The sequence below is a fragment of the Lacticaseibacillus kribbianus genome (assembly GCF_020180945.1).
GTDB lineage: Bacteria > Bacillota > Bacilli > Lactobacillales > Lactobacillaceae > Lacticaseibacillus > Lacticaseibacillus kribbianus.
This window is the reverse complement of the sequence record NZ_JAIPUL010000005.1, coordinates 141135-159117: the sequence shown is the minus strand read 5'-3', so window position 1 is coordinate 159117 and position 17983 is coordinate 141135. Positions and strand designations below refer to the sequence as shown.

Annotated in this window: 16 protein-coding genes; 11 read left to right on the top strand and 5 right to left on the bottom strand. The window is 62.7% G+C overall.

Annotated elements, in window-relative coordinates; translation table 11 throughout:
* The first annotated feature begins 95 nt into the window (after positions 1-95).
* From LE416_RS12710 to LE416_RS12675, 8 genes are all read left to right on the top strand, one after another.
* Positions 96-1235: an Mbeg1-like protein gene (locus LE416_RS12710; RefSeq protein ID WP_225049350.1), complete on the top strand. Its 1140-nt coding sequence runs from the start codon at positions 96-98 to the stop codon at positions 1233-1235.
* Between the two features lie 192 nt (positions 1236-1427).
* Complete coding sequence (locus LE416_RS12705; RefSeq protein WP_225049349.1) at positions 1428-2027, top strand: hypothetical protein; 600 nt, start codon at positions 1428-1430, stop codon at positions 2025-2027.
* A 12-nt stretch (positions 2028-2039) separates the two neighbouring features.
* Positions 2040-3164, top strand: coding sequence for an SPFH domain-containing protein (locus LE416_RS12700; protein ID WP_225049348.1), 1125 nt, complete (start codon positions 2040-2042; stop codon positions 3162-3164).
* Positions 3165-3192: 28 nt separating this feature from the next.
* Complete coding sequence (locus LE416_RS12695) at positions 3193-4032, top strand: copper resistance protein CopC (protein WP_225049347.1); 840 nt, start codon at positions 3193-3195, stop codon at positions 4030-4032.
* A 252-nt stretch (positions 4033-4284) separates the two neighbouring features.
* Complete coding sequence (locus tag LE416_RS12690) at positions 4285-5088, top strand: Cof-type HAD-IIB family hydrolase (RefSeq protein WP_225049346.1); 804 nt, start codon at positions 4285-4287, stop codon at positions 5086-5088.
* Between the two features lie 264 nt (positions 5089-5352).
* Complete coding sequence (locus LE416_RS12685) at positions 5353-6573, top strand: MFS transporter (RefSeq protein ID WP_225049345.1); 1221 nt, start codon at positions 5353-5355, stop codon at positions 6571-6573.
* Between the two features lie 735 nt (positions 6574-7308).
* Positions 7309-9060, top strand: coding sequence for an extracellular solute-binding protein (locus tag LE416_RS12680; RefSeq protein ID WP_225049344.1), 1752 nt, complete (start codon positions 7309-7311; stop codon positions 9058-9060).
* A gap of 513 nt (positions 9061-9573) precedes the next feature.
* Positions 9574-11007, top strand: a complete 1434-nt coding sequence (locus tag LE416_RS12675; protein ID WP_225049343.1) for a glycoside hydrolase family 1 protein — start codon at positions 9574-9576, stop codon at positions 11005-11007.
* 69 nt (positions 11008-11076) lie between these two features.
* Here LE416_RS12675 and LE416_RS12670 read toward each other — a convergent pair whose 3' ends face one another.
* Together LE416_RS12670 and LE416_RS12665 are read right to left on the bottom strand one after the other, a co-directional pair.
* On the bottom strand, positions 11077-11601 hold the full coding sequence (locus LE416_RS12670) for a P-loop NTPase family protein (RefSeq protein WP_225049342.1): 525 nt from the start codon (positions 11599-11601) through the stop codon (positions 11077-11079).
* Between the two features lie 135 nt (positions 11602-11736).
* A complete protein-coding gene (locus tag LE416_RS12665; RefSeq protein ID WP_225049341.1) occupies positions 11737-12570 on the bottom strand; it encodes a YitT family protein in 834 nt (277 codons plus the stop codon).
* A 227-nt stretch (positions 12571-12797) separates the two neighbouring features.
* Here LE416_RS12665 and LE416_RS12660 point away from each other — a divergent pair, with 227 nt between their 5' ends.
* The gene (locus LE416_RS12660; protein WP_225049340.1) at positions 12798-13241 is read left to right on the top strand and encodes a hypothetical protein; all 444 of its coding nucleotides are present in this window, start codon (positions 12798-12800) and stop codon (positions 13239-13241) included.
* Between the two features lie 80 nt (positions 13242-13321).
* Here the strand turns inward: LE416_RS12660 and LE416_RS12655 are convergent, their stop codons facing one another.
* Both LE416_RS12655 and LE416_RS12650 read right to left on the bottom strand, forming a co-directional pair.
* The gene (locus LE416_RS12655; protein ID WP_225049339.1) at positions 13322-14446 is read right to left on the bottom strand and encodes a hypothetical protein; all 1125 of its coding nucleotides are present in this window, start codon (positions 14444-14446) and stop codon (positions 13322-13324) included.
* The gene (locus LE416_RS12650; RefSeq protein WP_225049338.1) at positions 14443-15135 is read right to left on the bottom strand and encodes an ABC transporter ATP-binding protein; all 693 of its coding nucleotides are present in this window, start codon (positions 15133-15135) and stop codon (positions 14443-14445) included. The genes LE416_RS12655 and LE416_RS12650 overlap by 4 nt, the downstream gene beginning before the upstream one ends.
* A 95-nt stretch (positions 15136-15230) precedes the next feature.
* On the opposite strand from LE416_RS12650, the gene LE416_RS12645 reads away from it, so the two are divergent.
* Together LE416_RS12645 and LE416_RS12640 are read left to right on the top strand one after the other, a co-directional pair.
* Positions 15231-16337, top strand: coding sequence for a hypothetical protein (locus LE416_RS12645; RefSeq protein WP_225049337.1), 1107 nt, complete (start codon positions 15231-15233; stop codon positions 16335-16337).
* Positions 16338-16513: 176 nt separating this feature from the next.
* Entirely contained in the window at positions 16514-16984 is a 471-nt protein-coding gene (locus LE416_RS12640) for a Dps family protein (protein ID WP_225049374.1), read from the top strand.
* 412 nt (positions 16985-17396) lie between these two features.
* Here LE416_RS12640 and LE416_RS12635 read toward each other — a convergent pair whose 3' ends face one another.
* Positions 17397-17927 (bottom strand): ClbS/DfsB family four-helix bundle protein, encoded by a 531-nt coding sequence (locus LE416_RS12635; RefSeq protein WP_225049336.1) that lies wholly within the window; start codon positions 17925-17927, stop codon positions 17397-17399.
* Positions 17928-17983: the final 56 nt, after the last annotated feature.

Sequence of the window (17983 nt, the reverse complement as noted above, 5' to 3'; positions counted from 1 at the left end):
TGACAAAAAGTCAGTAAAAAGTTCGCGGGCGGGTGACGACCGCGGCCGGCGACTTGTGGCATACTAAGGAAAAAGACGCATGTGAGGTGAACCACTTGCTTAACTTGACCGGCTACGCCAAGGCGGTCGGCGACCGAAGCTTCGCCGCGCTGCCGGTGACCACGGTGGACGGCGTGATCTTCGCCCAGCTCGCCTATTTTCCCTTCCATACCATCGCCCCGACGCTCAACCGCCTCGGCGACCTGCCGCCGGCGAGCTTCACCGCCCTGACCCAGGACACCTGGCGGCCGGGACCTAACGCTGCGCTGTTGGCCGTGCTCGCCCACCAGCCGCGCTACCAAGACATCCGCGTCCACGACGCGGTCGACCGCCTCGACGCGGAACTTGAGCTGCAGTTTTCCGCCGTCACCTTCTCCCTGCCCGGCGGCCGGCACGTGCTGGCCTTTCGCGGCACCCGCGCGGCCTTCGTCGACTGGAAGGAGGACTTCAACATGGCCTACCTCCAGACCATCCCGTCGCAGCGCGCCGCCCTCGCCTACCTGGACAAAATCGCGGCGCACTACCCCGGCACGCTGATCCTGGCCGGCCACTCCAAGGGCGGCACGCTGGCCACCTACGCCTTCGCGCACGCCGCACCCGCCCTGCAGGCCCGGATTGCGGCGGTGTACAACGCCGACGGACCCGGCCTCGGGACGGTGGTCGACCCACCGCTGCGTGCCCGCATTCACAAGCTGGTGCCGCAGACCAGCCTGATCGGGACGCTTTTCGACCCGGACCAGGAGTACCGGGTGATCCAAAGCACCGCGCACGCCCTGGGCCAGCACGACCCGTTCTCCTGGCCGATCCGAGACAACGCGTTCGTGCCGGTGCCCGAGACCGACCTGCTGTCGCGCTACGCCCAGCGCAGCATCGCCGCGTGGGTCCAGGACCTCGACGTCGCCACCAAAAAGGCCTGCCTGGACGCGGCCTACGCGCTGGTCGTGCGCACCGATACCGCGACCTTCGCGGAGCTGAAGGACCAGCTGCCCCAAAGCGCCCGGGCGATCCTGGCCGGCCTGCGCGAGACGGACGGCACCACCCACGCCCAGTGGCGGCGTGCCGTCGCCGCCCTGATCGCTGCGCTGTGGGCGGGCCTGGAGCCGCCGGACTGGCACCTGCCGGCCGCGGTGGCAACGCGGCTGCCGGAGCTCAAGCGGCTGGTCACAGAGGGGCTGCCGCCGTGGAAGCGGGCGTGACGGCGGGCGCCGCCCGCACCTCACACCAGCCAGTAAATCGAGTTAATCAATTATCTATTGCGGGCTGTAAGGGCATGCGCGGTTAGATTATTCGTGCATTTTTCTATATTTATGCGATAATAAGTGAAAATAATCTTATCAATCCGCGGCTGACCCACAGTGCCGGCCGCGCCTCACTAAGGAAGAAGCAGCATGACAAAGGGGTACACACTACTACCAAGTGAATCCATGGTTTTCCCGGAAGAAACGGTGTCGACGGACGAGTTCGGCTCGGGCAACACCCTGATTTTTCTCACGAACCAAAACATCGTCGTCGTTAAGCAATCGATGTGGGGCAAGGTCAAGGACACGCTTGTTTTCCCAATCGATCACGTCAAGATCTTCAACGGCCAACCCCAGGCGATTGTCACCAAGGGGCGGAACAGCTCGGTGGCGAAGCTGGACGTGTACTTCACGAACGACCAGTTGAGCGTCAATTTCCAATCGTTGGCGACGGCCAACAAGTTCGTCCGGATGCTGAACCGCCTCGTGACGGGCGCTGAGGATATTATCGTCGACGGCCAGGCGGCAAGCGCGTTGCCCAAAAGCGAGCAGATCGCGGCCGCGCTGAAGGACACGATCGACACGTTCAAGGGAACTTTCGACCGCGCGCCCAAGGCGGTGACCGAGCGCTCGAGCCGCCCGCGCAACGAGCGAACGACGGCACACTGCTCAGGTTGCGGGGCTTCGCTGTCTGGCCTCAAGGGGCGCGTGGTCACTTGTGAATACTGCGGCACTAGCAATCAGCTATAGGGGGAACGCACTATGGGGATTTTCAAGGGTCTGACCGACTCGATCAGCAGCACGCTAGGCGATCAGTGGAAAGACATCATCGTTGCAGGCAATTTTGAAGAGCAGACGGCCGTCGTTGCCGGCCACCATCAGGACACGAACGGTGGCCACGGCGCGAACACGCAAGGCTCCGCCGGCGTGATTTCCAACGGGTCGATCATCCGCGTCCCGGAGAACGTCGCGGCCTTTATTTTCAGCCAAGCCGGCATCACGCAGATCATTACCGACGCGGGTGAATACGTCGTCGAAAACGGCGAGGCCAGCGTTTTTGCCGGTGAGCGGCTCACCGATGCGCTACTCAAAACGTCGATGAACAGGCTGGGCTTCGGCGGGCAAAGCGACAAGGAGATGCACGTGGCCTTCGTCAACCTGCGCGAGATTCGCGGGCTCAAGTTCGGCACGCCCGCCCCTTTGGCGTACAACGATCACTACTACGGTGCCGACCTTGAAGTCGTCGCGCGCGGCTCCTATGCGATCAAAATCACCGACCCCGAGCTTTTCGTGCGCAACTTTCTGCCGGCGAACACGACCTACTACTCCTTTGCCGACGTCACGACCCGCGCACAGATCAACCCCGAGTTTCTGCAGTCCTTCACCGTCAGCCTCGCCTCGCTTTCCGCGCAGTACCGGATCTCGGATCTGCCGGCCAAGGGCAGCGCGATCACGCAGGCGATTCTTAACGATCCTCAAAACACCGGGACCTGGCCGGCGCGCTTCGGCTTCACGCTGACCTCGATTGCGCTTGAGGCCATCTCCTTTTCAGACGAATCACGCGCGCTCGTCAAGCTTTTCTCGACGAAAAAAATGGAAACCACGGCGTACAACGACACCTCACAGCGGGCCTCCAACATCGCCGCCCAGCAAAAAATCGCCTCGGGAATCGAAACCAACGGCTTCGGTGACGGTGCCGGCATGCTGATGGGAATGAACGTCGCGCAGGGACTGAATCCAGGGACCGCACAGCCGCTTGCCAGCACGCCCCAGCTCTCAATTGATGAGCAGATTGAGACCGTTCGCAAGCTCAAGTCCCTACTCGACGCGGGTGCCTTAACGCAAGACGAATTCGACCAGAAGAAAAAAGAGATCCTAGGCCTGTAACCCCGCACAACTTCAGAAAGAGGACGACATGAAAAAGTTTATCATCATCGCCTTGGCGTTCATCACCCTCGGCATCGCCACCGGGTGCGGTCACAAGGAGGAAAGCGGAATCGAAATGCCCGCGAGCGCTTCGGACCTGGAGGGCACGAACTACAAGACGGTCGTGGCCCAGTTGAAGGACGCCGGATTCAAAAACGTCAAAACCATCCGCGACGCCGACCTGCTGGTTGCCCTGTTGCACAAGGACGGTGACGTTGAAACCGTTGCGGTCAACGGCGAGACGGACTTCGAGAAACACGATTCCTTCGCCAAAACCGCAAAGATCAAAGTGACCTACCACACGTTCGCCAAGAAGGACAAGGAGGAGGAATCCACTTCCTCTAGCACCGAGTCAAAGGCGTCCGAAAGCGCTAGCGCAGACTCTTCATCCTCTAGCACGGCCTCCTCATCCTCTAGCGCAGCCTCCTCATCCTCGGCCGCTTCCACCGCCGATTCATCTTCCGCAAGCGCGAAGGAAGAAAAGGCAAGCTACGTCCTCACCTCGCGCCGGGAGAAGGGTGAGATATTCCTCACAGGCAGCACGACGCTGATTGGCCAAAACGGCGCCGACGCCGTTGCCGTCAACGTCACCAACGACGCCAGCGGCCTCAAAGCCGGGACCTATACCGTTAGCTGGAGGCCGGGGCTCCTGAATGGTTCCGATCCTGATAACGCCTATGGCTTCGTCATTATCAACGACGATGTTGACAACGGCTACGGGCTCAACGAGGGCGACGTCGAGACGATCACGCTCAAGCTTGGCGACAGCGTGATGTTCAAGTTCTTCGGCCAAGGGGATGCCGACCGAATCTGGCTTGACCAGAAATAGGTGGCCGGTCATCGCGACCCAGGATGATCACCCGGCACATGGCCCGAAACTCGGGCTCAGCCCGCACATCAGGGGCGTCCGCGCAAGCGGGCGCCTTTTTGCGTTTCCGCGGCCTTAGCGCCGTCCGCCCCGGGCCTCGCCCGTTCCCACCCGGGCCGCCGCACGCCCCGCCGCGGTGCTTGCCTCCCCCGCCCCGACCGGCTTACACTACAAGTGTTGAGGGCGAAGTGTTCCACGTGAAACGGAGGCGTGATGATGAGAATTCCCCTGGTGTTCAGCGACATCGACGGCACCCTGATCGACGACAGCCACCGGCTGCGGCCGGCGGTGATTGCCGCAGTGCGCGACTACACTGCGGCCGGTGGGCGCTTCTGCCTAGCCTCGGCGCGCCCGCCGCGGGCGATGGCCGCGCTGGCCGAGCAGCTCGGCGTCACCCTGCCACTGGTGGCGCTGAATGGCGCGCTGATCGTCACCGCCCACCCCGGCGGCCCGACCACGCCGCTGTTCGAGCGGCCGCTGGCGCCGGGCGTCGCGGCGGCGGTTCAGGCGCGCGCCGCGGCGATTGTGGGCGGCATCAGCGTCAACCTTTTCGTCGGGCAGGACTGGGTGACCGCCCCCGGGCCGTGGCCGGATCAGGAGGCCGCCATCACCGGCACCGCCCCCACCGGCGGCGACGTCGCGGGGCTGCTGGCCAGCGGCCGGCCGGTGCACAAGGTGCTGTGCATGGGGCAGCCGGAAGCCATCGACGCGCTGGCCGCGGCGGTGGCGGACCTGCCGCTGACGGCGGCGCGGTCCAACCCGACCTACCTCGAGCTCACCCACCCCGCCGTGTCCAAGGCCCATGCGCTGCGCTTCCTGGCGGCGCACTGGGACCTGCCGCTTGCGCAGACGATGGCGATCGGCGACGGCGACAACGACATCCCGATGCTTGCGGCCGCGGGCGTCGGCGTCGCGCTGCAAAACGCGAGCGCCGGCCTGCTGGCGGTGGCCGACCACGTGGCGCCGCCCAACACCGCGTCCGGGGTGGCCACCGCGCTGCGGCAGTGGGCGCTGTGACGGGCTGCCGCGGGCACGCTAGGCGTGGCCACGTGGGTGCACGAAGCGGCCACGTGGATGGTCCGCGCCGCCACCCGGTTGCCGCGAACCGGCTGTGCGGCCCCGCCCGAGCACCGCGGTCGCCTCGGCGACACGCAATGTGACACCGGCCGCAATCCCGGTGCGGGCCGCGGTGAAAAGTGGCATACTGGAAGTCGTGGGTTTTCAGAAATTGTTTGGTGGGTCGCCTGACGGCCCGCCACCGAAGAAGGAGGCGCCAGCGCCATGGATGATGCACAACGCGAGCGTGGCCCGTGGAAGAAGAACCTGTACGTGCTGTGGTTCTGCACGTTCGTTGCGGGGATCGCGTTCAGCGAGATCATGCCGTTCCTGTCGCTTTACGTCAGCCAGATGGGCGATTTTTCCAAGCAGCAGCTGACCTTTTGGAGCGGGCTGATTTACGCGGTCACGTTCCTGATCACGGCGATCGTCTCGCCGCTGTGGGGCAGCCTCGCCGACCGCACCGGGCGCAAGGTGATGCTGATCCGGGCGAGCCTGGGCATCGCGGTGTCGATGGCCTTGATGGGGCTTTGCACCAACGTCTGGGCGCTGTTCGCCTGCCGCTTCTTCCAGGGCTTCTTCTCCGGCTACATCCCCAACGCGCAGGCGCTGGTGGCCTCGCAGACGCCGCGCGCCAAGGCCGGCGCCGCGCTGGGGACGCTGGTCACCGGCTCGGTGTCCGGGACGCTTTTTGGCCCGATTGTCGGCGGCATCTTAGCTCAGATTTTCTCGATCCGGAACACCTTTTTCATCACCGCGGCGCTTCTCGCCGTGGTCTGCCTGATGTCGGCGTTCATGGTCGAGGAGTCGTTCGTGCCGGTGCAGCGCGTCAAGGGCGCGCCGCACCAGTCGCTGTTGAAAAAGGTCGCCGACCCGAAGCTGATCGTGATTCTCCTGATTTCGACCATGATCGTGCAGACCGGCAACGCGTCGATCTCGCCGATCATCTCGCTTTACATTAAGGAGCTGATGCACAATCAGGGCGCCATCACCGTGGTCGCCGGCGTCATCGCCGCTTTGCCCGGCATCTCCAACATCCTCGCGGCGCCGCGCCTCGGCCGCTACGGCGACAAGCACGGCTCCGGACGGGTGCTGATCGGCTGCTACCTGTTCGCGGTGCTGGTCTACTTTCCGCAAGGCATCGTCGGCAGCGTCGTCGGCCTGGGCATCCTGCGCCTGTTCGTCGGCATCTCCGACGCGGGCCTTTTCCCGACCATCCAGACCCTGCTGACGAAAAACACGCCGCCGGAAACCACCAGCGCGATTTTCTCCTGGAACCAGAGCTTCCAGGCCCTGGGCAACATGTTCGGCGCCTTCCTCGGTGGGACGCTGGCCGGCCTGTTCGACTACAACGTGGTGTTCATCTCCACGGCCCTGCTGCTTTTGATCAACCTGATCGTGCTGCGCGTCACGGAGCCGAAGCTGCTGCAGCGCACCGACCGGTAGCGCGGGACGCCGGAGGACCCGAGCGTGGTGACGCCGGTAGCCGAGTATCAATGCAGACTGACGATGCACAAGGCGGCATCCCCAACACGGGGTGCCGCCTTGTTTGTGCGCCTGCGGTCGATCCGACCAATTGCCGTTTCACACGGGGAACCTCGCCGCAACCCAGTGTGAAACGGCAGTCCGGCTGGGCCTGCGCTCGGCTCCGCCCTTTCCTCGAGCTCCGTGCGGCAACGCCGGAGCGCATAGCTAAGGCGGAACACTGGGCCAAAGTGTGGCCCATTGCCCCGCCTTACGCTATGCGTCCGGCTAAGCCCGCCGCACTCCGCTCTGGTCTAAACGGGCTACGCAAGGCAACGCCGGTTCGTCTAGCTAAGGCTGGCACTCGGGCCAAAGTGCGGCCCAAGCGCCAGCCTTACGCTAGCCGACCGGCTAAGTACGCCTTGCTCCGCCCTCTAAAAAACCTGCACGCCTTTTCCCGTTTTCGGTGGCATAGGCCATTGCTGAAAGCTCGGCTGGAAGCTATCGCACGGCCATTACATTAGTTAGTATTCCGAACTTACTTAGGTCCGATTTGTCGACATTTGGCGCGGTCAGGGGGGCTAAATCCCGGTATAGCGCCCCTGTAAGCGCTTGCCGAGATTGGTATGGTTGACTATACTCAATAGTGAGATGCGGCACCGTCTGCCGCCTCAGACAGCCGTGCGGGGGCACGGCATAGACTGGGAGGAATATGTGATGCGTAAGAAAGTAGCGATTCTTGCAACCGCCGCGGCCACGGTTTTGGCACTGGCGGGATGCAGCACCGGTAACAAGGCCGACACCGACAAGAAGGCGGCCAAGGACGACGGCAAGGAGCTGACGGTCACCGTCTACGACGATCTGGCGAACTACGCCGGGATTGCCAAGGGCTGGTACGCCAACTACATCAAGGACAAGTTCAACATCAAGTTGAAGATGGTCTCGCCTAACGTTGCCGGCGGCGGCTCCACCCTTTTCGATACCCGCTCGGCGGCGGGGAACCTCGGTGACCTGATCATCACCGGCACGACCCACACCAAGAAGCTGGTCAAGGCCGGCCTGCTGTCCGACATGACGCCTTACCTCGACGGCATGAAGTACATCAAGAAGTACAAGGCCAGCTCGGACGAGCTGGAGAACATCGCCGGCAAAAAGGGCGTGTGGGGCCTGACCACCGGGGTTTCCTCGATGTCCCCGACCAAGCCTTCCGAAGGCCAGGATCCGGCGGCCGCACCGTACATCCGCTGGGACATCTACAAGGAAATCGGCTACCCGGAGATCAAGACCATGAACGACCTGGTGCCGGTTTTGAAGAAGATGCAGGACCAGGCGCGCAAGGACACGGGTGACAAGGATATCTGGGCCGTCTCCCTGTTCAAGGACTGGGACGGCACCAACATGCAAAACGCCGCGCAGAACATGTCGTTTTACGGCTGGGAAATCAACCAGGGCACGGTGCTGAGCAAGGGTAACGGCAAGGCCTACCAGAGCATCATCGCCAACAACAGCCAGTACGTGAAGGGCATCAAGTTCCTGAACCTGTGCAAGCAGGCCGGGATTCTCGATCCGGACTCCTCCACGCAGACCTGGACGCAGATCGACACCAAGGTGCGCTCCGGCAAGGTGCTCTTCTCCTGGTGGAACTTCCTGGGCATTTCCGGCTACAACACGTCGGCCAACACCTCACAGGGCAAGGGCTTCGCGCTCGCGCCTGTCGAGGACCTGAACGTCACCTCTAACGGTGCCTCCCCTGCCGGCGGCGTCACGATGATCGGTATCGGCAGCAAGGCCAAGAACAAGGCCCGCCTAGTCAAGTTCATCAACTGGCTGTACTCCCCAGAGGGTGTGCAGGTCAGCCAGGCCGGGAACATCGCCTGCGCCGGCATCAAGGGCGTAATGTGGAAGATGAAGGACGGCGAGCCCGTTTTGACCGCGCTCGGCGACAAGATCCTGAACGACGACCAGAACACCAAGATGCCGAAGAAGTACGGCGGCACCTCGTTCCAGGACGGCCTGAACCCGCTGAACTTCAAGACTGTGCTGCAGTACGACACGGACCCGACCACCGGCCAGCCGTACAACTACAACATGTGGCCATCCGTGATCAAGGCCTCCGAGACCAAGCTGAGCAAGGACTGGAGCAAGCACATGGACGGCGCAACGTCGACCATGGACTACCTGGAAAAGAAGAACCAGCTTGAAATCGCCGCCGGTGTTGCCTACACCGCACCGGAAGACCCATCCGTCATCTCCACGCAGCGTGCCACCATCGGCCAGCAGATCACCAACACCACTTGGAAGATGATCATGGCCAAGAGCGACAGCGAGTACAACACCCTGCTGGCAGGCATGCAAAAGACGGTTAACGGCCTGGGCTACAAGGACGTCAACAAGTACGACATGAAGAATGCCAAGGCCAAGAACAAGATGCGCAAGCAGGTCATCAAGGACTACAAGGCCGAAAAGTAACCTCTGATTCAAACCCCTACTAAGACACGACTGCCGCAAGCCACTGCGGCAGCATGAACAACCCCAAGGATTGCGGCGCCTGTGCTGCCAAACAGGCGCCGCTTTTTGTGTCCAGGGCGGAGAAGCGCGCACTTAGGCGATCGGCTAGCGTAAGGCTGGGCAATGAGCCGCACTTTGGCTCATTGCCCAGCCTTAGCTGGACGAATCGCCGTTGCGCTTCGGAGCCCGACGACCAGGGCGGAGCGCGGCGGGTTTAAGCAGGCCACATAACGTAGGACCGACGCTTGAAGCGCTCTTTGCTTCGAGTGGCGGCCCTAGTTATGTGCGCCTGCGTTGCCGCGCGGAGCCCGACGACCAGGGCGGAGAAGCGCGCACTTAGCGGGGCGGGTAGCCTGGATCGACGGCTTGAAGCGCACTTTGCTTCGAGTTGTCGGGCGCGTAAAATGTGCGCGGATCAATTTCCAAGGTGTTGTCCCGGCACGTGCGCGCTATACTTTCACTGGAGGCGACAACATGACAACTTTTCCCAAAGCGTTCTTATTCGGCGGCGCGACAGCCGACTTTCAATGTGAAGGCGGCTTTGATGAAGGCGGTCGGGGCCTGCTCACACATGATTTTGTCACCGCTGGCGCTTATGGCCAGCCGCGGCAGATCACGTTGACGTTACCCGACGGGACCCGCGGCAGTGCCGGGGTGCGCGACGCATTACCCGCAGATTCCGTGCCGACGTTATTTGCCGACACCTATTACCCCAGCCACCAGGCGACGGATTTCTACCACCATTGGCGCGAGGACATCGACCTGTTGGCGGAGCTGGGATCAACGACTTACCGGTTTTCGATCTGCTGGTCCCGCATCTTCTCCACCGGCATGGAAAAAGAGGCCAATCCTGCGGGGCTAGCGTTTTATGACCAGGTCATCGATTACCTCTCGGCCAAGCACATTCAGCCGATCATCACGATTTGCCATGACGAGCTGCCGAACGCCTTAGCACTCAAATACGGCGGCTGGGCTGACCGCCGCACCATCGCCGCCTACGAGCACTACGCGTTAACGTTGATTCGGCATTTTCACGACCGGGTGAAGTATTGGCTGACGTTCAACGAAATCAACATTTTGGGCGGCTACGCGGCGCTGGGCACCCATGCCCAGGATCCTCAGACCCGCTACGAATGCGTGCACCACATGTTCGTGGCGTCGGCGGCGGTGATTCGCCAGGCGCGGCTAATCGACCGCGAGCTGCAATTCGGGACCATGTACATGATGAGTGAGATGTATCCGGCTGATTCCGACCCCAAGAATGTTTGGGCGGCCTACACCACGCGCCGGGAAGCGTGTTACTTCTTTGCCGATGTGATGGCCCGCGGTCAATACCCGCATTACGCGCGGGACTTGTTCAAGCGTCTCGGCGTGACCCTGGACGTGACGCCGGCCGACCTCGCAACGTTAAGGGCCGGCACAATTGATTTTCTGGCGTTCAGTTATTATCGCTCCGGCACCGTCACGGCCGACGAAGGCCTGGTCAATGAGAATCCGCATTTACAAACGACCCCTTGGCATTGGCCCATCGACCCGCTGGGCCTGCGCTATTGCCTCAACGAACTCTACGACCGCTACCAAAAGCCGCTGATCGTGATCGAAAACGGCCTGGGGATGATCGATCAGCGCGTTGACGGCCAGATCCACGATCAGTATCGCATCGACTACCTCGCCGACCACCTGCGCGCGATTCGCGACGCCATCACGGTCGATGGCGTGCCCTGTTTTGGCTACACCATGTGGGCGCCAATCGACCTGGTGTCATTGTCCACCGGAGAGATGAAGAAGCGCTACGGCGTGGTGTACGTCGACATGGACGACACTGGCCGCGGGAGCCTGCAACGAATCAAAAAGGATTCCTTCGCGTGGCTGGCAGCGACCTACCGCAGCCGGGGCGCCAATCTGTAACCATGAGATAAAAATCACCGCGGTCGAATTCGACCGCGGTGATTTACTATCCCCAATGCGCAATCCGCCTCACCGCGTCAGCGCCGCCAGCACCGCGGCCTTCTCCCGCGCGTTGTGCGCCACCCACAGTCGCTGGTCCGGGCGCCTTTGGGCCAACAGCGGCGCGGTGGTGACCGCAAAGCGCGCGTTGTAGCCCCAGACGTACTTCAGGAAGTCCAGGTAGTCGGCGTCGAGGTGCTCGACGAAGCCCGGCGCCATGTCCGGGCGCGTGGCCGGGTCGCGGCGAAAGGCCAGCGAGCGGCGAATCACCCGCGCGATAGCCAGCGGCCGCGGCACCGTCAGCAGCACGATGGCGTCGGCCTGCGCCAGCCGCAGCGGCATCGTGCCGCCGTAGTTGCCGTCGATGATCCAGTCGGCGTTGACCGCCATGAACGCGCGCTGCGCCTGGGCGAACTTGAGCTTGGCGACGTGGCTGTAATCCATGGCGTGCCACACCGTGTCGAGGGACAACAGCGGCCAGCCCGTGGCCGCGGTCAGCCGCCGCGCAAACGTGGACTTGCCGGTGCCGGCGTTGCCAATCAGCATAATGCGCATCTGAATCCTCCTTGTGTTGGGGTGAGCTTAACAAACCCGGCCTCTCCCGCGGTCATCCCCGCCGGGCGGCCGGCCAACTTGTGCGCGAGCTGGCGCGACGCGGCCGCCCCTAGTGTGAGGTCCGCGCCGCTTGCCTCACAGCAGCTTGCCCAGCTGCAGCCCGCGGACGCTTCGCACCTGGTCGGCGATGATCAGGGCGTCCGGGTCGGCCGCGCCGACGATGGCCAGCGCCTGGGGCCACGCCGCGTTGGTGCAGACGAAGTACAGCACATCCTGCGGTTTTTGGCTGTGGAAGCCGGTGGCGGCAAGCATCGTCACCCCCTGCCCCAGCGCGTCGGTCAGCGCCTGGGCGATCGCCTGGTTGTGCGGGGACACCACCATCAGCGCGTGCTTGGCGCCGAACGAATCGAGGAAGCGGTTGAGCACCACCGCCGACACGTAGAGCTCAAGCACCGTCAGCAGCATGTTCTGGAAGCCGATGATCAGCCCCGACGGCACCGCGACGCACAGGTCGAACATCAAGGTCGCCGTGCCGTTTTTCACGCCGAAGTACTTGTTGATGATTTTGGCCAAAATGGTGCTGCCGGCGATGGTGCCGTGGGCGCGCAGGATGATGCCCATCGCCAGCCCCATCAGCACGCCGCCGAACACCGCGGCGATCACGGTCTGGTCGGTGTGGTAGGCGAAGACCACCGGCAGGCGCAGGAAGCCGGAGATGCACAGGATCGCCCACAGCGTGTAGCCGACGGTGCGGCGGTCCAAAAAGCGCAGGCCGACCACCACCAGCAGGCCGTTGAGCACCAGGTTGGTCAGCGCCGGGCTGATGTTCAGGGCGTAGTAGCCGATCGCTGTCAGCCCGGTGACGCCGCCCTCCCCGATGCGGTTGGGAATCAGGAAGTAATTGATGGCCAGCGCGTAGACCGCCGCACCCACGGCGATTAGCGCAACGTTGCGCAAGACTTTGCTCATTGGATAACCCCCTCCAGTCAAACCCTCTCATTCTACACCAGAACGCAAGCCAGTGGGCCCACACTTGGAAGCTGGCCCGGCGTTCGCAAACGAACAACAAAAGTTATGTTCTTCATAAATAACGGTTGGCAAGAAAAACTGAATCCGGTTACAATTAACTCATCAGCTGATATTGATTAACTTTGTTGCTTGGCATCTCCTCTATCCTCTAGAAAGGTGGGTCTACCATGAAACGGAAATTAATCGCAACACTTGCAGCCTTGGCTCTACTTGGGTTAGGACTTGTCCTAACCCCGCACACCAGCCCATCAGCAAGCGCCATCGCGCCCTCCTCAGACAGTCAGATTACCGAGAATCAAACCACTAATGCGGAGGTCGCCTTCATCCGAACCGCCGTGGTTCCCCTTTCAAACTGGAAGGCGAAAAACATGGCGACCGGAAAAACGGCATACTTCCACGAAACCAGCGAAACCATCACGTTCACGACGAGCTACACGCCGCACCAAACATCGACTGCGAAGTTCACCTACGCGCCGGACAACATCTCATCAGACTATGACTACGGCGGCGTGCTGGGCGACGACTTGCTCGTCGGTTGTGACGCCGTGGGAGCAAAGGGCGACGAAGAAGTCGAGTTTTTCCTCTGCACCTACACGTACACACTGAATTGATTGCTTCCTGACCAGCGGATTGACTCTCAACCAATTCAAAAGCCGTCGCGGCGCGACGGCTTTTCCCATTCATTTCCCGCTCAGATGCGCTGCCGGCGCTGCGCCACCAGAAGCGCCACCGCCCCGATTAGCGCCGCGGTCCCCAGCATCACCGCGACCCCAATCAGTCCCGGCGCCCTGCCAGCCGCCCCGGCGGCTGGCGCGATCACTTCGGCCAGGTCGAAGTAGCGAAAGGCGAACCAAGAACCCGCAGGCGCCTTCTGGAGCATCACGCACAACGCAATCACCGCCAAAAGCCCGGTGGCGAGGTGGCGCGTGAACTGCTGCACGAGCGCGGTCATTGTCAGGATCACCGCCATCAGCGCAAGCCAGAAGGCGAGGTAACTCAAGACGAAGCGCCCACAGGTAATCAAAAGCACGTGCTGGCCGTCGACGCTGTACGCCAGCGGGTAGGACCAGTCGCCGCCACCGAGCAGCAGCGCTGCCAGGGTCGCGAGTCCCATCGCCCCGACCACGACCACCACCGTCACCAGCACGGCCGCCAACAGCTGCCAGGCGACCTGACGGCCCTTGCCAAGCGGCACCAGGTTGAAGAAGTCGCCTTGGCCCAGCCACTTGACGCGAAACAGGTAGTAGCTTGCAAGCATCGCGCCAAGCAGAAGAACGAAGGTACTCGAGACGAAGCGCTGAAGGGTGCGCGCCAGCTGAACGCCAGCCGGCAGCCGCACCTCATCTTGGCCGTAGAAGCGCCCGTCGGTTCGCACTAGCCAGGCCAATACGGCGACGTCTTGACGAAGCGTCAGCACCGTCGCCAGCGGGCGGTGCTTGAAGTCCTGATAGTCGCGGCCGTGGTCCGCCTGACGCAACATTTCCGCCCGCAGCCGATACATCTGACGCGTGATTCGCACCGGACTGGCCGCGTCGTCGATGCTGGCCGTCACCCGCTCGATTAACGTCAGCTCGCGCTGCAGGTCCTCGGGCGCCGGGGTGGCCACCCCAGGCGCAATCGTTGCCCCGGCGGCCAACCGCTCATCCGTATCTTGAAGCGTCTGGAATAACGCGTACTCGGCCTGGTAGCCGGTGCGCGGTGGGCTGAGGCGCTGCAGCAGCGGCAGGCACAGAACCAGCGATATAATCAAGCCGAACAGCACCACGCCACGGTCGTGAGCCGCCCGGCGCAGGGTCATCGCCAGGTCCGCCATCACATCAGCCCCTCTTCCACGTTGAAGATTCGCGCGTACTCGCGCCTCAGGTCAACGTCGGCGGTGCGATGAATCTCCAGCTGGCCTGCGGTCAAAAACGCCACCCGGTCCGACATCTCGGCCAGGTTGGGCAGCTGATGCGAGGACATCAGAATCGCCTTGCCCTCGTCGCGAAGCTCGGAAAAAACGCGAGTGAACCGGGCAATCGCCGTGGGGTCGAGGCCGTTTAACGGCTCGTCGAACAGCAACAGATCGGCGCCCGAGACCAGGTAGGCCGCAAGCAGCACGTGCTGGCGCATGCCAAGCGACATACGCGATATCCGAACTCCCTGGTAATCCGCCATGCGCAGCCGCTGAACGGCCGTCGCTGCCGTCACCTCACCACCCCAGATGCGCCCGACGTACGTCAAAAGCTCCAGGGCAGTGAGGTCATCGTAGAGCCGGTGCGCGTCCTCCAGAAAAAACAGGTGACGCAGGAACTGGCGCCGCTGCTTGAAGGCGTCGTAGCCCATCAGGGTGACGGTGCCCTCTGACGGCCGAAGCAGGCCCGCAATGTTGCGCAGCAAGGTACTCTTCCCCGTCCCGTTGGGCGCCACCAGCCCGACAATCTCGCCGGGTGCCACGGTCAGCGTGATGTGATCCAGAATCTTGCGTTTGCCGAACGCGAATGATAGGTTATCGACGTTAAGCATGGCGTTGCCTCTTCTCATTTTTACCCCATCATACCTTAATTCTATGTGATATGCTAGAGCTGTTAGCACCTACTCTCACTATGCGAGGTCGCCCAATGCCATTCTTCCTCATGACCCTCAAGCAAGTGTTTCGCCAGCGCATTCTCTGGTTCGGCGTCGTCGTCATCGCGGGCCTGCTGCTGGTGCCCTTCTTCACCCACCGCAGTGTGAGCACCCAGACCACCCCACAGGTGCTGGCAGTCGCCAGCGTCGGCGAGGCGTCGGGCCAAAGTGCCGCAGACCTGAAGGCCGTCGCCGACCAGATCAGCCCCCGCCTGCTCAAGGCCTACCGCACGCGCCAGGCCGCGGTTGCCCGAGCCGTGCGACGCGGCGACCGGCTCGGCTTCACCCAGGCCATGGCCCGTCTGCTCGCGCTGCCACTGCTGCCAGGATTCGCCAATTCCACCTACCGGGCCCAGTTCGCATATCTTGCCCGACACCACGTCCCCTATTACGCGTCCTACGATAATCATTTTCCCTGGACGAACTACCTCCTGAAAAGGGTGATGTACGCACAGGACACCACCCTTATCATTCTGACGCTCAGCGTCGTCATCGCCTGGCTGGTCACAGTCGGTCAAAGCCGGCACCAAGACGAGCTTGATGCCGTTATGCCGCTTGCGGCCGGGGTCAAGTGGGCAGTGTCGGTCATCTGCGTGATGATTGCCAGCATCACGATGCTTGTCGCCGCGCTGGTGCTCGCCAGCCTTCCGGTCATCGCCACCGCAGGCTTCGGCAGCCTCTTCGTCGACGTCTACCAAGAGTCGGATCAAGGCGCACCGGTCATCCACACGCTGCTGGACGCAGGCGGCTTCTACGCGCTTGCGCTGCTGGGTTACACCGCAATCATTACCGGCACCTGCCTCATTGTCAGCAAAGTGTCCCGCGGGTTCTTCCCCTCACTGCTCGTGACCGCGTGCGTGCTGCTGCTACCGGCCGCCAAGCTGTTGAACACTGCCGCGCTGGACGGCAGTTGGCTGCAGTACCTCCCCGCCGCCAGCCTCAACCTCTCGCGAACGTTACTCAACAATCAAAACGGCACCTTGGTTGGCCTTTCGCTGGGCCAGACGCTGACGGCGCTGGCCGTGACGGCGGCTGGGCTGCTGCTTGTGAGTTACCTCCTGAGCCATGCCCAGTTCCGTCGCCGGGGGGAGTCGGCGTAGCGGCCTCGGCCGCGTGCCGCACCCTCGTCTCCGCGCCGCTAGAGTACCGCGCCCCCGGCCGCGCCGCTTGAGCAGATTCCTTGGGTCCGCCGCGCCTCATCGGTTACACTGTAAGGGTCGATTGGAAGCGCTGGCACGCGCCTGCAGGCAGGCGCAATAGGAGGAGAAGAAGCATGATGCAAGTTCCCCAGACCAAGGAAGTTTTGAACCAGCTGGTGGCCGACCTCAGTCAGATGAGCGCGGTGGTTCACCAGGTTCACTGGTACATGCGCGGCCCCGAGTTTTTACACCTGCACCCGTTGATGGACGACTTCCGCGAAGACCTCGACGAGCAGCTGGACGAGATTGCCGAGCGCCTGATCACGCTGGACGGTGCGCCGGCGTCGACGCTTGAGGAGTTCGCCGAGCTGACCGGCATCAAGGACGCCCACGGCACGTTCGGCACGCCGACGCCGGAGCGCTTGGCCACGCTGCTTGAGGGCTACCGCTACCTGGCCGACGTCTACCAGCACGGCATCGAGGTGTCGGGCGCGGAGGGCGACGACACGACCCAGGACCTCTTCATCGGCTTCAAGGGCGCAACGGAAAAACGCATCTGGATGCTGACGGCTCAACTGAACCAGGCGCCGGAGATTGCGGAAGATTAGAGGGCGGAGCAGCGCGCACTTAGCGGGACGGATAGCCTAGCCAAGGCGCTTGGGGCGCACTTTGCCCCGAGTGCCTTGGCGTAGCTACCCGCTCCCGCGTTGCGCTGCGGAGCCCGTTTAGAGGGCGGAGCAAGGCGCACTTAGGCCACCGGCTAGCGTAAGGCCCGCGCTTGAGGCGTACTTTGCCTCGAGTGCGGGCCTTAGCTGGACGAGTGGCCGTTGCCTTGCGGAGCCCGTTTAGAGGGCGGAGCAGCGCGCTCTTAGGCGATCGGCTAGCGTAGGGCTGGCGCATAAGCGCACTTTGCTTCGTGTGCCGGCCCCCGCGACCTCCCAGTCTAACCTGAGATTCGAAAAAATGGTGCCACCCCTCGCAATCCACGAGCGGTGGCACCATTTTTGGTCGTCCTTAATTTCAGTGCGTGCCGACCGCCTGCTCTTCTTCGAGCTGGCGGTGAAAGCGCGCCACGACCTTGCTGGCCCAGGCGAAGTGCGACGCCGACACCAGCGTCGCGTACTCGCCAAGGGCAAGCGAGCCGGTCCAGGGGTAGAAGCCGCGCAGGAACAGCTGCTCGTTGGAGAGCGCGTCGAACTGATCCATCAGCGTGTCGTAGGCGCTTTCAAAATCCTGCCGGGCGTCACTCAGCGATGTCTCCGCGTGCGCCGCCTGAATCTTGCGGCTCAGCTGACCGGTCGTGTGCCAGGTGTAGGGCTTGGGCAGCAGGCGCTTGGCCGTCCCGGCCAGGTTCGCCGTGCTCCAGTCCAGGTACAGGTGCTCCCAGGCGGCCAGCTGCACGAACACGTCGCGCAGGTTGCGGTCGCGACCCTTGAACGCGAACGGCGTGGCCTGCTGCGCCGCGGTCAGGGCGTCGACCTGCGCCACCAGCCGGTCGTGGTGCCGGTACGTGCTGAGAATTAAGTCTTGTCTTGTCTGTGGTTTTGCCATTTTCTCTCCTCCCTCGGTGCGAATTCAAGCTAACCTAAAACCGTTACACCCTAATG

What these genes read in the sequence shown, in the direction of transcription:
- LE416_RS12705 (WP_225049349.1), top strand. Translation starts at nt 1,428, where the DNA reads ATGACAAAGGGGTACACACTACTACCAAGTGAATCCATGGTTTTCCCG.
- LE416_RS12700 (WP_225049348.1), top strand. Translation starts at nt 2,040, where the DNA reads ATGGGGATTTTCAAGGGTCTGACCGACTCGATCAGCAGCACGCTAGGC.
- LE416_RS12695 (WP_225049347.1), top strand. Translation starts at nt 3,193, where the DNA reads ATGAAAAAGTTTATCATCATCGCCTTGGCGTTCATCACCCTCGGCATC.
- LE416_RS12690 (WP_225049346.1), top strand. Translation starts at nt 4,285, where the DNA reads ATGATGAGAATTCCCCTGGTGTTCAGCGACATCGACGGCACCCTGATC.
- LE416_RS12685 (WP_225049345.1), top strand. Translation starts at nt 5,353, where the DNA reads ATGGATGATGCACAACGCGAGCGTGGCCCGTGGAAGAAGAACCTGTAC.
- LE416_RS12680 (WP_225049344.1), top strand. Translation starts at nt 7,309, where the DNA reads ATGCGTAAGAAAGTAGCGATTCTTGCAACCGCCGCGGCCACGGTTTTG.
- LE416_RS12675 (WP_225049343.1), top strand. Translation starts at nt 9,574, where the DNA reads ATGACAACTTTTCCCAAAGCGTTCTTATTCGGCGGCGCGACAGCCGAC.
- LE416_RS12670 (WP_225049342.1), bottom strand. Translation starts at nt 11,601, where the DNA reads ATGCGCATTATGCTGATTGGCAACGCCGGCACCGGCAAGTCCACGTTT.
- LE416_RS12665 (WP_225049341.1), bottom strand. Translation starts at nt 12,570, where the DNA reads ATGAGCAAAGTCTTGCGCAACGTTGCGCTAATCGCCGTGGGTGCGGCG.
- LE416_RS12660 (WP_225049340.1), top strand. Translation starts at nt 12,798, where the DNA reads ATGAAACGGAAATTAATCGCAACACTTGCAGCCTTGGCTCTACTTGGG.
- LE416_RS12650 (WP_225049338.1), bottom strand. Translation starts at nt 15,135, where the DNA reads ATGCTTAACGTCGATAACCTATCATTCGCGTTCGGCAAACGCAAGATT.
- LE416_RS12645 (WP_225049337.1), top strand. Translation starts at nt 15,231, where the DNA reads ATGCCATTCTTCCTCATGACCCTCAAGCAAGTGTTTCGCCAGCGCATT.
- LE416_RS12640 (WP_225049374.1), top strand. Translation starts at nt 16,514, where the DNA reads ATGCAAGTTCCCCAGACCAAGGAAGTTTTGAACCAGCTGGTGGCCGAC.
- LE416_RS12635 (WP_225049336.1), bottom strand. Translation starts at nt 17,927, where the DNA reads ATGGCAAAACCACAGACAAGACAAGACTTAATTCTCAGCACGTACCGG.